The following is a 13731-nucleotide window of genomic DNA, read 5'->3' on the forward strand; positions in this document are numbered from 1 at the left end:
GGTTGGCGAAGCGACACGCAGTGCGCGAAGCCTGGGGGTTTGCTCATATCAGGGGAGACGGTGGCGTGCCTCGTAGTAGGCGCGCCAGTGGCTGCCGCTGCGTTTTGCCGCCTTCTGCTCGAAGTAGCGCCGCAGCTTCGCCCGGTCGTCCGCGTTGTCCTTCACCACCGTGCCGGCGATGCAGTCGACCAGGTCGGCCGGCGAGCCTTCGCGCTGTTCTAGGAACCACGCGCGCACGCCCACCGCGTGCGCCACGTTCACGGCTTCCGCGGTGGACATCACGGCGGTGAGCCGGTCCATGGCCCCGTCGCTGCTGCTGCCGCCGCCGCCACCGTTGCCGCCATCGCCCTTCGCGGGCGCGCCGCGCAGGTCGCGGAAGGTCGACACCAGCAGCTCCAGCACGGGCGCGGGCACCGTCTTCGGAATGCCGCTCTGCGCGAGCAGCCGCGCCGACGATTCCTGCACCAGCGCCAGTTCGCGGTCGAAGTCGAGGATGGGGAACACGGTCTCGAAATCGAAGCGCCGCTTGAGCGCCGCGCTCATCTCGTTCACGCCGCGGTCGCGCGTGTTGGCGGTGGCGATGATGTTGAAGCCCTCGCGCGCGTACAGCATGCCGTGCTCGCCCGAGAGCTCGGGCACCGCCATCACCCGGTCGGAGAGCATGCCCAGCAGGCAGTCCTGCACTTCGAGCGGGGCGCGGGTGATTTCCTCGAAGCGCACCACCTGGCCCTGCTGCATGCCCAGGTACAGCGGCGCCGGCACCATCGCGCGCGGGCTCGGGCCCTCGTTGATGAGCAGCGCGTAGTTCCAGCCGTACTTGATCTGGTCCTCGGTGATCGAGGCGCCGCCCTGGATGGTGAGCGTCGAGATGCCCGAGATGGCCGTTGCCAGCAGCTCCGACAGCATCGACTTCGCCGTGCCCGGCTCGCCCACCAGCATCAGCCCGCGCCCGGTGGCCAGCGTGACCAGCATGCGCTCGATGCTGGCCACGGGCGCGACGATCTTGGGCGCGATGTCGAGCGCCGCGTCGCCCAGGATGAAAGAGCGCGCGGCCTTCAGGCCCAGCGCCCAGCCCGGCGGGCGCGGGTCCTTGTCCTGCGCGCGCAGGCGGGTGAGCTGGTCGGCGTAGAGGATCTCGGCCGGCGGGCGCTGCAGCGCGGCGGGGGCCGAAGCGGAGGTGGTGTCCCTGGATGTATTGCTTGTGGTGGCCATCTGGTCGTTCAGGCGCGAAGGCCTTCCATGTCACGAATGAGTTCGCTCGCGGAAATCGGATCGAGCTGGTTCAGCGTCTCCGCGTCCTGCATGTTGCCCCAGCCCGAAGGCTTGCCGACCTGCACCTCGCCGAGTTCCTGCTCGGGGTACTCGTCGACCATGCCGACGATGATGCCCGGGTCGAGGTACAGCTCGATCACGCGGTCGGTGCCCAGCGGCTTGGTGAAATACCAGATGCCGCCGCCGTCCTGCGCCTCGCCGCGGCGCCAGCCCTTGTTGACCAGGCCGAGCACGCGGCCCGTGGGCACCTTCGCCTTCTTCCAGCGTTCGAGCTTGTTGCTGCCCTTTTCTTCGTCGGTGAGCGTGTAGACGTCGCGGCCGATCTGCGCGAAGGGCTGCAGCAGCTCGTAGTCGGCGAACACCTGGCCGAAGGCCGCGGCGTCGGCGGCCGGAAGGTCGAGCGCGTGCGGCACGCCGATTCGCAGGTTGTCGCCCGTGGGCAGTTCGAAGGCGTCGTCTTCCGCCGTGGTGTAGCTGCCGTCCTCCGCCACGCGGAAGCAAGCCTTGAGCGTGCCGCCGTAGCTGCCGCCGCCCGGCACCTCGTACACGCCCCAGATCAGCCGCTGCACGATGTGGCGCACCAGCGGGTGCTCGACCAGGAAGGTGCGGAACACCTCCGGCGTCCAGCGCCGGCGCGCGCACATCGCGACTTCGAGGCGCAGCAGCTGCTGGCTCGCGACGGTGCGTGCGTCCTTCTTGAGCAGCTTGAAGCGCTCGACCGCATCCTTGCCCAGCTCGGCGTCGTCGGTCTTCTTGGGCTTGGGCAGGTCGGGCAGGCGCGCGCCGGCCACGCCGTCTGCGCCGATCTCGCGCACGTAGGGCTTGAGCGTCTCGTCGAAGCCCACCTTGAAGGCGCGCGGGCCGAAGTCCAGCCGCATGGTGCCCTGCTCGTCGAGGCCGAGGTCGGGCGCGAGCCGGTCCTCGAGTTCCTCGGTGCTCAGGCCGCGCGCCTCGGCGATGGCGTCGATCTTCTCGCGCGCCTTGTCCTGCAGGCCCTTGAACTTGACCTTCTGCGCGATGCCGTTGAGCAGCATCAGCGCCACGTCGCTGCCGATGTTGGCGAGCACGTCCAGGCCGGTGACGGCGCGCGCATGCGCCGCCTCGCCGGGCCAGGCGCGAATGAAAGGCGTGAGCCTGCGGGCGGTGTCGTCGTTGCCCAGGTGGCCCAGGCTGGTGAGGGCCCAGCCTTCCTTGCTCGGGCCGCCGGCTTCGAGCCAGGCGGTGAAGGCGTCCCAGGCGAAGTCGGCGAGCGAGGCGGCGTCGCAGGCTTCCTTGACCACGGCGATGCCTCCGTAGACCTCCTCGTTGGTCGGGAAGGTGAGCATCTGGCCCAGATGCTCCAGCGCGTCGTCGGGCAGCGCCTTGCCATTCTTCAGCACGGGCCGGCGCCAGCCGCGCGGCTGCCAGAACTCGGGCAGCTTCGCGCGCTTGGTGGGGAAGCGGTCGAGCGGGCTCTCGTCGAGCACGGCGCGCAGCGCCTCCACCACCTCGGGCCTGCCGTAGCGGCCGGCGACCTCGAGCAGCAGCGCCTCGTGGCCGTTGGCATGCAGCAGGCGCAGCGCCGAGCCCGCGCAGTCGCGCGCCTCGCCGGCCTTGCCCAGCGCGGGCGCGATCAGGCCGCAGGCGGTGTGCTCGGGGTACTTCAACAGCCACGCGCGGCCTTCGGCGCGAAGCGTCTTGAGCTTGGCGAAGGCGCGCGCGGCCGGCAGGGCCAGTTCGGCCGCGCCGTAGTACAGCGCGTACGAGAGGTTGTCGGTGGGCTTGGAGCGCACCATCGCCACCAGGCCGGGCAGCACCGCGAGGCCGTGGGTGGCGAGGATGCGGCCGATGTCGTCGCTCTCGGCCTCGCCCGCCACGGCGTTCCAGAACGCGATGCCGATCGGCGCCGGCAGCAGCGGCACGAAGCTCGCGTAGAAGCTGAACCAGTAGTAGCGGTCCTTCTTGCGCTCGGCCACCATCTCGCGCCAGCTCGTGATGAGCCCCTCGGCGTTGCCGGCCGCGATGGCGGCTGCGGCGGTCTTGGCGAACGGCGTGAGGCTCTGGCGGCGCTTGTCGAAGCCCAGTTCGTCGAGCAGCGTCTCGACGTTCTTCGCGGCGGCGTCATGCCGGCCGGTCTGCCACGAGTTCAGGCGCAGCGCACTTTCGCGCTTGCCTTCGTCCCATTGCTCCACCGGCGCCACGGCCAGCGGCTCCAGCACCAGCGCGCCGGCGACTTTCTTCTGCACCTTGGCGAGCCAGGGCGGCGCGGCCAGCACGCCGGGCAGCTCGCTCGCGTCGGCCACATCGGTGGGGCCGGCGAGCAGCGCGAGCTGCTTGTCGATCACCGCCTGCGCGCCCGCGTCGAGCCACGGCCGCAGTGCCGGCAGCGCGGCGCCATGCGCGCGCAGCAGGCGCGTGAGGCTGGGCGTGACGAGGTTGGCGTCCTTGCCGCCCGCCGCGACCAGCCTCGCGAGCGCCGGAATCGCCGCCATCGGCCAGCGATCGACGGCCAGCGCGAGCCGCGCCAATGCCTGCTTCGAACTGCCCGCGGCGCGCGCCAGCGCCAGCACGGCCTCGGGCGTGCCAATGCAGGCCAGCGCGTCGCCCGCATGGTCGTTCGCGGCGCCGCGCTCCAGCACCGGCACGGCGTCCACGCCGCGCTCCTGCACCGTCGTGCTCGTCATGGAGCCGCTGCCCCAGAAGCCGGCCGAATAGCTCAGGCGCACTTTCGCGGCCAGCGCGATGGCGTCGGGGTCGGTGGCCGTGAGCTGCAGCCAGTGCATGTTCTCGGGCGTGGACTTGTCGGCCGCCAGCGTGTGCACGAGCGCGTTCGAGATTTCGGGCGCGTCGGGCAGCAGCATGGCGAGCGCCGGCTGGCGCGTCGGGTGCACCTTGGGCAGGCCGGCCTCGATGCGGTCGCGGCAGTCCTGCCAGACCTCGGGCGCGGCCAGCGACAGGTGCGCGCGCAGCGCCTGTTCGCCGGCTCCCAGCGGGCCGTAGTAGGAGCTGCCCATCTGCCGCGTGACGGTGGCGGTGAAGCCGTACTGGTGCTTCTTCGTTGCCCGGTCGTAGGTGGACTGCACCTCGATCTGCTGCGCGGCGAGCACCATGTCGACGGTGTCCGGCAGCCCGTATTGCTTGACGAGGTAGTTCACCACCGCCTCGCCCATCTCGCTCGTGTTGTAGTTGCCGCCGGTGCCCAGCGCGAGCGCCAGCAGCACGGTGTCGGCCTCGGCATCGGGCGCGGGAATGGGCTGCGTGCTGCGGTCGATCATGCGCTGGGTGGCTGCGCGCAGGGCGGCATCGGTGCCCGTCATGTCGACGTTGAGATCCAGCTTGCGGCGCACCGGCAGCCAGGCCGCGCCGGCGCTCGGCAGTTCATCGAAGGGCTTGGCCGGAAAGCGGCGCGAGGGAAAGGCTTCGCGCTGCATCTCGGGCGAGAGCCGCACGGGCGTGCCGGCCGCGAGCCACGGCGGCGTGTCGGCGCTCACGGCCAGGGGCTCGACGCCGGCCGGTGCCGGCGCGGCGTCTTGCGCCGCTGCCGACGCGGCGCCCAGCTCCTTCGCAAGGGCCTGCGCGTTCTTCGCGGGCGTGCAGTTGTTGCCCCAGCCGTACAGCAGGCCGCTGTTTCGCAGCCGCTTGAAGGCGAGCGCGGCACCCTGTTCGCTCACGCCGTGCTGGCGCTTGAGGACCGCCACGGTGATCAACTCCGTGGACGCGATCTGGTTGGCTTCCATCTGTGCGCGCACCGCTTCGAACGCGCGGTCGGCCTGCGCATCGATGCTCTCGGCGGGGGCGGTGGGAGTTGTGGGAGTTGTGGGAACTGCCGGTGCCGCGGGTGCCGCGGCGGGCTCCTGTGCCGCAGCCGATGCTGCCGGCGCGGCCGTCTGCACCTTGGGTGCTGCCTCGGCCTTGGGCTTCGCCTCGCTCTTGCCGATGGCCACACCGGCCGCCACGCCCACTTCGCTGTAGCCCTTGCCGGTCTTCTCGGTCACCAGCTTGGTCAGCGCGGTGCCGGCCTTGGCGGCGTCGGCGAACGACTTGGTCTGGCTCTGGCCCGCGGTGCCGATGCGGCCCCAGCGGATGTTGAGTTCGGCATCGACCTGCTCGACCTCCCAGAATTTGCTGGCGGTTCCTTCGATCAGCTCAAAACGGCGCATGGAAAAACGTTCTCCTGTGAATCGATGAAATGCGGCTGGCGGTCGCGCGCTGCGGCCTGCATGGCGGGCCGGCGGTTTGCTCCCTCCGCTTGCTCGCCGCCGAGGATAAGGGCCCGGCGTGAAGGCTTGGCCTGCCCGCGGCAGGAAGATGAGGCCTCGTGCGCCGATGCGTACGAAGAAATCATTCAGGCACGCGCCGCCTCGCCCGAAATCTCCCCGGCGAACGCATAGGCGGGCCCCATGCGCTGGCGCTTGCAGTGCTGCAGCGCGCGGCCGGCCGATTCGAGCAGGCCGGCCAGCGTGTCGCCGTCGGCAGGGTGGCAGGCGATGCCGATGCTGAGTTCTCCGCCCGCGAGCAGCCGGCCTTCGTGGGCCACCGGGCGCGCCCCGGCGGTCTCGATGCGGATCGCCATCTCCGCGAGCTTCTGCCGCGGCGGGTTGCCGACCAGGAGGATCGCGAACGAGCTGTGGTCGCTGCCTTCGCCGTCCTCGCCAGGCGCATCGCCCTCCAGCCGGGCCACGAGGTCGTCGGCGCGCACCTGCTCGCGCAGGCGCTGTGCGATGGCGGCCAGGACCGTGTTGCTGGCCGCGCGGCCGTGCCGCTCGCTCACCGCCGCGAAGCCGTTCAGGTCGATCAGCATCAGCGAGAACTGCCGGCCGTCGCGCAGCCATTCCTCGCCACGGCGCTCGAAGCCGGTGCGGCTCGCTGCACCGGTGAGCGCGTCGATGCCGGGGGCGTTCATGAGCGCATGCGCGCGCATTTCCATGGCCCGATCGGCTCGCAGGCGGGCAGCGGCGGCCAGCGCGAGCAACGCCAGTTCGGCGATCACCGCGGCCTGTGCCGGGTTCACCTGCCCGGGCGCCAACGGCCGTTCGCTCCAGCCGGAGATGTGCGCGGCAGAGATGCCCGGCAGCAGCAGAACCGCGCCTGCACAGACCAGCAGGGCGGTCCAGTTCATCCGGCGCCGCACCGCCAGCGCGCCCGCAGCGAGGATCACGGTGGAGGCGATCACCAGTGCCTGCAGCACGCGCAATATCGACGGAAGCCGGGTTTCGACTGCGGCATGGAGCGCCGCGAGAGCCAGCGCGGCGAGCAGCACCAGGGCCGCCTTGTCCAGGCGCGGCGCGAACCGGCGCAGCTCCAGCAGCTGCCGTGCGAACTGCAGCCGGCAGCCCGCCCACAGAACCAGCGCGAGCGCCGCCCAGTGCGCGAGCGGGTCACCGGGTGCGAGGCGTTCGAGTGCCGTGAAGGCCGCGAGCGCGAAGCCGCAGGCCAGCAGATACCAGCCGTGCAGGCGCGCGCCGGACGCCACCAGCAGCACGAGGCCGCAGACCATCAGGCCGGCCAGCAGACCGTGGCTCACGCTGCCCGCCATGTGCTGCGGCGGGCGGCTGGAACGGGGCGGTAACTGGCTGGCATCCGGTCGGTTCTGGGCGGGTGGGCGAGGGTGGCCGATCGTAGCCTCGAAGCGGCGCCCGCCCCGCAGCCGGCGGGAAAGAAAGCAGTGCGAGACAGCCCGCGAAGGATCCGGCCAGGGGCCGGATCAAGAATCAGACGAAGGGACGGGCCTGCTGCTCCTGCCTCTGCGGCGTTTCGCCGCTGCCGGGCTCGGCGATGCGCCGGTGCTGCTCGGCCAGCCTGGAGGCCGACATCACGCGCGACAGCGCCACCTGCATCTTGTTGCGCCAGCCCGCGATCACGCCGCTCTCGTCGCGCATCATCGCCTCGAAGCCGATCCTCGCGACCTCCGCCGGATCGGCCTTGTCGCCTTGCCGGCCGACGCGCGTGTCGAGCATGTCGGCGCGCGCGAAGAAGTGGGTGTCGGTCACGCCCGGCATCAGGCAGGTGACCGACACGCCCGTACCCTTGAGCTCGTCGCGCAGTGCCAAGGCGAAGGAATCGATGAAGGCCTTGCTGCCGTTGTAGACCGCCTGGAAGCTGCCGGGCTGGAAGCCCGCGATCGAGCCGGTGATGAGGATGCGCCCGCGGCCCGCCTCGCGCATCTGCCGGCCCACGCACTGCACGAGGTAGATGGTGCCGGTGATGTTGGTGTTGATGACGTGCTGCACGTCGTGGAAGTCCTGGTCGAGAAAGCCGTGGCCCAGGCCGTGCCCCGCGTTGGCGAACAGCGCGTGCACCGGCCGGCCTTCGGTGGCCGCGAGCAGTGCGTCCACGCCGTCGCGCGTGGCGAAGTCGGCGCGAACCGAGAACACGTTGGCGCCGAGCATGCGCAGCTCGGTCTCGGCCTGCGCCAGCGGCTCGTCGGCGCCGATCAGCAGGTCGTAGCCCTTGCGCGCCGCCAGCAGCGCGAGCTGGAAGCCGATGCCGGAAGAGGCCCCGGTCACAACGGCAAGAGGACGGATATCTGTGGTCTGCATGTCGATCTCCTGGAGTCGTTGGCGACGAGGTTCATGCCGCGCCCACGCTGCCCGTCACCGGCAGCACGATGCCCGTGATGTAGCTGGCGCAGCAGGGAGCGGCGAGGAACACGTAGGCCGGCGACAGCTCCTCCGGCTGGGCCGGGCGCTTCATGCCGGTCTGCCGGCCGAAGTCCTGCACTTTCTCCGCCGGGCTGTCCGCGGGGTTCAGCGGCGTCCAGACCGGCCCCGGCGCCACCGCGTTCACGCGGATGCCCTTGTCCTGCAGGTTGCTCGCCAGCGCCTTGGTGAAGGCGTGGATCGCGCCCTTGGTGGTCGAGTAGTCGAGCAGGTGCGCGCTGCCCTCGAGCCCGGTGACCGAGCCGGTGTTGATGATCGAACTGCCCTCGCGCAGGTGCGGCACCGCGGCGCGCGCCATCTGGAAATAGCCGTAGACGTTGGTGCGCAGCGTGAGGTCGAGCCGTTCGTCGGTGATGTCGCCGATGGAGGCCGCGTGCAGCTGGAAGGCCGCGTTGTTCACGAGGATGTCGAGCTTGCCGAAGGCCTTGACCGTTTCGTCCACCGCCTTCTGGCAGAAGGCCGGATCGCGCACGTCGCCCTTGAGGAGCACGCAGCGCGCGCCCTCGGCCTCGACGTGGCGGCGGGTTTCCTCGGCGTCCTCGTCCTCCGAGAGGTAGGCGATCGCGACGTCCGCGCCCTCGCGGGCATAGAGCACGGCCACCGCGCGGCCGATGCCGGAGTCGCCGCCGGTGATGAGCGCGGTCATGCCCTCGAGCTTGCCGCTGCCCTTGTAGTCGGGGGCTTCGAAGCGCGGGCGCAGGGCCATGTCGGCTTCGTTGCCGGGCTTGCGCAGGTGCTGCGCCGGCATCGGGTTGGCAGGCTGCGGCCGGTGGCCGGCCTGCACGGGTGTTTCTTGTTCTTCTTTTTCTTTCTTCGTCTTCTTCAGCGAGACTGCGTCCGCCTGGTCCTTCGCGTCCTGCGCGCGCTGGACCTCGCGCTGCCGCGAAACGACTCGCGCGGCGGCGCCGTGGTTGTTGCTTCTGCTCTTGCTGTCGACGGATTTCATGGGTGGCATCTCCTTGGCATTTCCTGCGATGGAAGTTCCACCGTAGAACGCCCGCCTGCCGCATGCGTAGGAATCCGTCCCGACCGCACGCCCGTCATGGAGCATGCGGTGGCGGTTTTTCTTTCAAAGGGTAACGCCGGCGACGCACCGCCGCGTCGCCGGCGCCAAGGCTCTGCTGGAACTGCCTCGCTAGAACTCCGCCCCCTCGACCAGGAAGCGCAGGCGCCGCACGCCCTGCCACTCGTCGGCATCGAGCCGGAAGGCCAGCTTGACCTTCGGCGGCAGCGGCTCGGTGTGGCTGAACCAGATCGCGTCGATGGGCTGGCCCTGGTGCCTGAGCTTGAGCGACAGGTGCTTCTCGCCCACCAGCCGCTGCGACACCACTTCCACCTCCTCGCTGAAGGTGGGCGGCGCGAAGCCCTGGCCCCACACCTCGCGGTGCAGCGTGTCGACGAGGTCGATGCGCATGTACTCGCGTGCGATGGGGCCGTCGGTTTCGATCTGGCGCGTGAGCGCGGATTCGGCCAGCAACTCGCGTGCGACCTGCGCGAAGCCCTTCTCGAAGGTCTCGAAGTGCTCGCGCGCCACGGTGCAGCCGGCCGCCATCGCGTGGCCGCCGAAGCGCAGCAGCACGCCCGGATGGCGCTTGGCCACGAGGTCGAGCGCATCGCGCAGGTGGAAGCCCGGAATCGAGCGGCCGGAGCCCTTGAGCTCCTGCTCCTTGCCCGGCGCGCCGCTCGCGGCGAAGACGAAAGTCGGGCGGTGGAAGCGGTCCTTGATGCGCGAGGCCACGATGCCGACCACGCCTTCGTGGAAGCCCGCGTCGAACACGCTGATGGCCGGCGGCGGCGCTTCGATGCCGTCGCCGTCGGCGGCGAACAGCGACTCGGCCAGCAGCAGCGCCTGGTCGCGCATGCCGCCCTCGATGTCGCGCCGCTCGCGGTTGATGCCGTCGAGCATGCGCGCGAGTTCTTCGGCGCGGCCGACGTCGTCGGTCAGCAGGCATTCGATGCCCAGCGTCATGTCCGAAAGCCGGCCCGCGGCGTTGATGCGCGGGCCGAGCGCGAAGCCGAAGTCGAAGGTGGTGGCAGCCGAGGCATTGCGCCCGGCCGCTTTGAACAGCGCCGCAACGCCGGCCGGCATCGTGCCCGCGCGGATGCGGCGCAGGCCCTGCGCCACGAGGCGGCGGTTGTTGGCGTCGAGCCGCACCACGTCTGCGACCGTGCCCAGCGCGACGAGCGGCAGCAGTGCGTCGAGCTTCGGTTGGCTGGCCGTGTCGAACACGCCGCGCCTGCGCAGCTCCGAGCGCAGCGCCAGCAGCACATAGAACATCACGCCCACGCCGGCAATGCTCTTGCTCTCGAATCCACAGCCGGGCTGGTTGGGGTTGACCAGCACGTCGGCCGAGGGCAGCTCGGGCCCGGGCAGGTGATGGTCGGTCACCAGTACCTGCAGGCCGCGCGCCTTGGCGGCGGCCACGCCCTCGACGCTGGCGATGCCGTTGTCGACGGTGATGAGCATGTCGGCGCCGCTCGCGGCCACGCGCTCGGCAATGGGAGGCGTGAGGCCGTAGCCGTCGACCACGCGGTCGGGCACGAGGTAGCTCACGTTCTTCGCGCCCAGCAGGCGCAGGCCGCGCACGCCGACCGCGCAAGCGGTGGCGCCGTCGCAGTCGTAGTCGGCAACGATGCACAGGCGCTTGTCCTGCGCGATGGCGTCAGCCAGCAGCACGGCGGCTTCGCGGGTGCCGTGCAGGGTGTCGGGGGCCAGCAGCAGCGCGAGGCCGTCGTCCAGTTCTTCCTTGGCGCGCACGCCGCGCGCCGCGAAGAGCCTCGCCAGCAGCGGATGCACGCCGGCCTGTTCCAGCGCCCAGACGGTGCGCGGCGGTATCTCGCGGGCTACGATTTTCATAGCGCCTCCAGCACGGTGGCCGCCTGCTTGCGCTCGAAGAGGCTCTTCGCCCAGCGCGCCAGGCCGCGCGGCTGCACGGTGTAGCGCTGCGAGGCGCGGTCGCCGCACAGCGTGAGCGACACGTCGGCCGCGCCGCGCGTGTACTCGGCCAGCAAGGCGGCGAGCGGGCCGGCGTCGAGCGCCTGCCAGGCGGCGGCCCAGCCGATGCCGTCGTCGCGCAGCGCGGCAATGCGCAGGGTGTCGTTCACGGTCGGCACCACCGCCGGTTCCGCGGCTTCCTTCTTCAGGGCGCCGGTGCCGGCCAGCCAGAAGGAATTGATCGGCGGCACGCCGCGCGCGGCGCGCTCGTCGTTCACGCGCTGGGTGTACAGCAGCATCTGCATCTCGTTCTGCAGCCGGCGCAGCGGCCGCGCGGCGTCGGCCAGCGGCGACCACTGCGAGATGGGGTAGCCCACCGCGCGGTCGATGGAGGCGGTGGCCAATCCGTCGAAGATGGGCGCGCGCGCCAGCCAGCGGCCGGGCACGGGCGAGGGGTGCAGCGCGATGCCGTCCTCCTCGAAGAAGGGGCGCGCGGCTTCCAGCAGGGCGGCCGATTCGGCGGCGTCGATCTCGATGGAGCCCGGGTCGCCCAGCACCACGTCGTCGATGCCGACCTGCCAGTTGCACAGCGTGACCAGGCCCCAGCCCCCGGTGTCGCCGGGGTCGGCGATGCCCAGCCGGCGCGCTTCGAGCGCGGCCCAGGGGATGCAGCCGTCGGGCGCGGCGATGCCGAGCGCCTGCGCCAGCGCGCGTTCGTGCGGAGGCGAGCGCGTGCTTTCGTCCTGCGTATCGGTGTCGGCTAGGGTGAGGCGGGAGAGCAGGCTCTCCAGATTCGGGAGCCGCAGAGCGGGCAGGGCCGCGCGGCATGACGGGGAACCGCGGCCGGCGAAGGGAATCAGTAGTTGGCGTGGGGAGGTTTCGGCCATCCCCTTATTGTCCGGGAAGCCTCAGGGGCATCCGGAATGCCACAATTCCGACCCTATGCGATTTCCCTATGAACTGCAGCTCGGCTGGCGCTATACGCGCGCAGGCCGGGCGACGCGGCGCAACGGCTTCATCTCCTTCATCTCCGGTGTCTCGATGCTCGGCATCGCGCTGGGCGTGGCGGCGTTGATCATTGTGCTCAGTGTGATGAACGGCTTCCAGAAGGAAGTGCGCGACCGCATGCTCGGCGTGGTGTCGCACATCGAGATCTTCTCGCGCGACGGGCAGGCGCTGCAGAGCCTCGACCAGATCATGGCGGCCGCGCGCAAGCACCCCGAGGTGGTCGGCGCGGCGCCCTTCATCAACACCCAGGCGCTCATCGCGCGCGGCGAGGACATGAAGGGCACGCTGGTGCGCGGCATCGATCCCAAGCTCGAGCCCGAGGTCACCGACATCAACGGCATCGCCTCGCGCGGCACCTTCGACAAGCTCGTGCCGGGCCAGTTCGGCATCGTTCTCGGCGCCGAGCTGGCGCGTTCGCTCTTTGTGCAGCCGGGCGACCAGGTCACGCTGGTGGCCCCGGGCGGGCAGGTCACGCCGGCGGGCGTGGTGCCTAGGCTCAAGCAGTTCACCGTGGTCGGTACCTTCGATTCGGGCCACTACGAATACGACTCCGCGCTGGCCATGGTGCACGAGCAGGACGCCGCCAAGGTGTTCCGCCTCGAAGGCCCCACCGGCATCCGCCTGAAGCTCAAGAACCTCAACGAGGCGCGCGACGTGGCCGACCAGCTGGCCGTGACGCTGCCGGGCGAGTTCCTCATCCGCGACTGGACGCGCCAGAACAAGACCTGGTTCGCGGCGGTGCAGGTCGAGAAACGCATGATGTTCATCATCCTCACGCTGATCGTGGCGGTGGCGGCCTTCAACCTGGTCTCCACGCTCGTGATGACCGTGACCGACAAGCGCGCCGACATCGCTATCCTGCGCACGCTGGGCAGCTCGCCGCGCAGCATCATGGGCATCTTCGTGGTGCAGGGCGCGATGGTGGGCGTGATCGGCACCGTGGCCGGCCTGCTGCTGGGCCTGGGCATCGCCTACAACATCGACGTGATCGTGCCCTTCCTGGAGCAGCTCTTCCACGCGAGCTTCCTGCCGAAGGACATCTACCTGATCAGCAAGATGCCCAGCGATCCGCAGCAAAGCGACATCGTGCCGATCGCGATCATTTCCCTGGTGCTGGCCTTCGTCGCCACGCTGTATCCGAGCTGGCGCGCCAGCCGCGTGAACCCCGCCGAAGCCCTGCGCTATGAGTGAAGTAGTTCTGAAAGCCCGTGGACTGACCAAGCGGTTCCACGAGGGCAGGCTCGACCTGACCGTGCTGCACGGTGTTGACCTCGACGTACATGCCGGCGAAACGCTGGCCATCGTCGGCGCCTCCGGCTCCGGCAAGAGCACGCTGCTGCACCTGATGGGCGGGCTCGACGAACCCACCACCGGCAAGGTCGAGCTGCTGGGCAAGGACATCGCGCACGCCGATCCGGCCGAGCAGGGGCGCCTGCGCAACCAGCACCTGGGCTTCGTCTACCAGTTCCACCACCTGCTGCCCGAGTTCAGCGCGCTGGACAACGTGGCCATGCCGCTGAAGATCCGCCGCGTGGAGAAGCAGGCAGCCGCACAGTCGGCCGCGAAGATCCTCGAGAGCGTGGGCCTGGGCCAGCGCCTGCACCACCGCCCGGCTGAACTCTCGGGCGGCGAGCGCCAGCGCGTGGCGATAGCGCGCGCGCTGGTCACGCAGCCGGCCTGCGTATTGGCCGACGAGCCCACCGGCAACCTCGACCGAAGCACGGCCGACACGGTGTTCGCCTTGATGCTGGACCTCGCGCACCGGCATGGCACGGCTTTCGTCATGGTCACGCACGATCAGGATCTGGCGAAGCGGTGCGATCGGGTGCTGCAGCTGGTGGCGGGGCGGCTGGCGGGGTGATTCGGGCCGGCCTGGCA

At 70.5% G+C, this 13731-nt stretch carries 9 protein-coding genes; 2 read left to right on the plus strand and 7 right to left on the minus strand.

Annotated elements, in window-relative coordinates:
* Positions 1–48 precede the first annotated feature (48 nt).
* The 7 genes from ACHMXA_RS09920 to ACHMXA_RS09950 form a co-directional block, all read right to left on the minus strand.
* Entirely contained in the window at positions 49–1212 is a 1164-nt protein-coding gene (locus tag ACHMXA_RS09920; RefSeq protein WP_395320487.1) for an AAA family ATPase, read from the minus strand.
* 8 nt (positions 1213–1220) lie between these two features.
* Positions 1221–5411 carry a WGR and DUF4132 domain-containing protein gene (locus tag ACHMXA_RS09925; RefSeq protein ID WP_395320489.1) on the minus strand — a complete coding sequence of 1397 codons (4191 nt, stop codon included), beginning with the start codon at positions 5409–5411 and terminating at the stop codon, positions 1221–1223.
* A gap of 185 nt (positions 5412–5596) precedes the next feature.
* Positions 5597–6775, minus strand: a complete 1179-nt coding sequence (locus ACHMXA_RS09930) for a diguanylate cyclase domain-containing protein (RefSeq protein WP_395320491.1) — start codon at positions 6773–6775, stop codon at positions 5597–5599.
* Positions 6776–6962: 187 nt separating this feature from the next.
* Positions 6963–7790 carry an SDR family NAD(P)-dependent oxidoreductase gene (locus tag ACHMXA_RS09935; RefSeq protein WP_395320493.1) on the minus strand — a complete coding sequence of 276 codons (828 nt, stop codon included), beginning with the start codon at positions 7788–7790 and terminating at the stop codon, positions 6963–6965.
* A 31-nt stretch (positions 7791–7821) separates the two neighbouring features.
* Positions 7822–8856, minus strand: coding sequence for an SDR family oxidoreductase (locus tag ACHMXA_RS09940; protein ID WP_395320495.1), 1035 nt, complete (start codon positions 8854–8856; stop codon positions 7822–7824).
* Between the two features lie 189 nt (positions 8857–9045).
* Complete coding sequence (gene recJ, locus ACHMXA_RS09945) at positions 9046–10767, minus strand: single-stranded-DNA-specific exonuclease RecJ (protein ID WP_395320497.1); 1722 nt, start codon at positions 10765–10767, stop codon at positions 9046–9048.
* The gene (locus tag ACHMXA_RS09950; RefSeq protein ID WP_395320499.1) at positions 10764–11732 is read right to left on the minus strand and encodes a hypothetical protein; all 969 of its coding nucleotides are present in this window, start codon (positions 11730–11732) and stop codon (positions 10764–10766) included. The genes recJ and ACHMXA_RS09950 overlap by 4 nt, the downstream gene beginning before the upstream one ends.
* Positions 11733–11787: 55 nt before the next feature.
* Between ACHMXA_RS09950 and ACHMXA_RS09955 the strand changes: the two genes are divergently transcribed.
* Positions 11788–13044 carry a lipoprotein-releasing ABC transporter permease subunit gene (locus tag ACHMXA_RS09955; protein WP_395320501.1) on the plus strand — a complete coding sequence of 419 codons (1257 nt, stop codon included), beginning with the start codon at positions 11788–11790 and terminating at the stop codon, positions 13042–13044.
* Positions 13037–13714, plus strand: a complete 678-nt coding sequence (gene lolD, locus ACHMXA_RS09960; RefSeq protein WP_176667990.1) for a lipoprotein-releasing ABC transporter ATP-binding protein LolD — start codon at positions 13037–13039, stop codon at positions 13712–13714. The genes ACHMXA_RS09955 and lolD overlap by 8 nt, the downstream gene beginning before the upstream one ends.
* The last annotated feature ends 17 nt before the right edge of the window (positions 13715–13731 follow it).

Origin of the sequence: Variovorax sp. UC74_104 (genome assembly GCF_044055375.1) — a bacterium.
In the GTDB taxonomy this organism is placed as follows: domain Bacteria; phylum Pseudomonadota; class Gammaproteobacteria; order Burkholderiales; family Burkholderiaceae_C; genus Variovorax.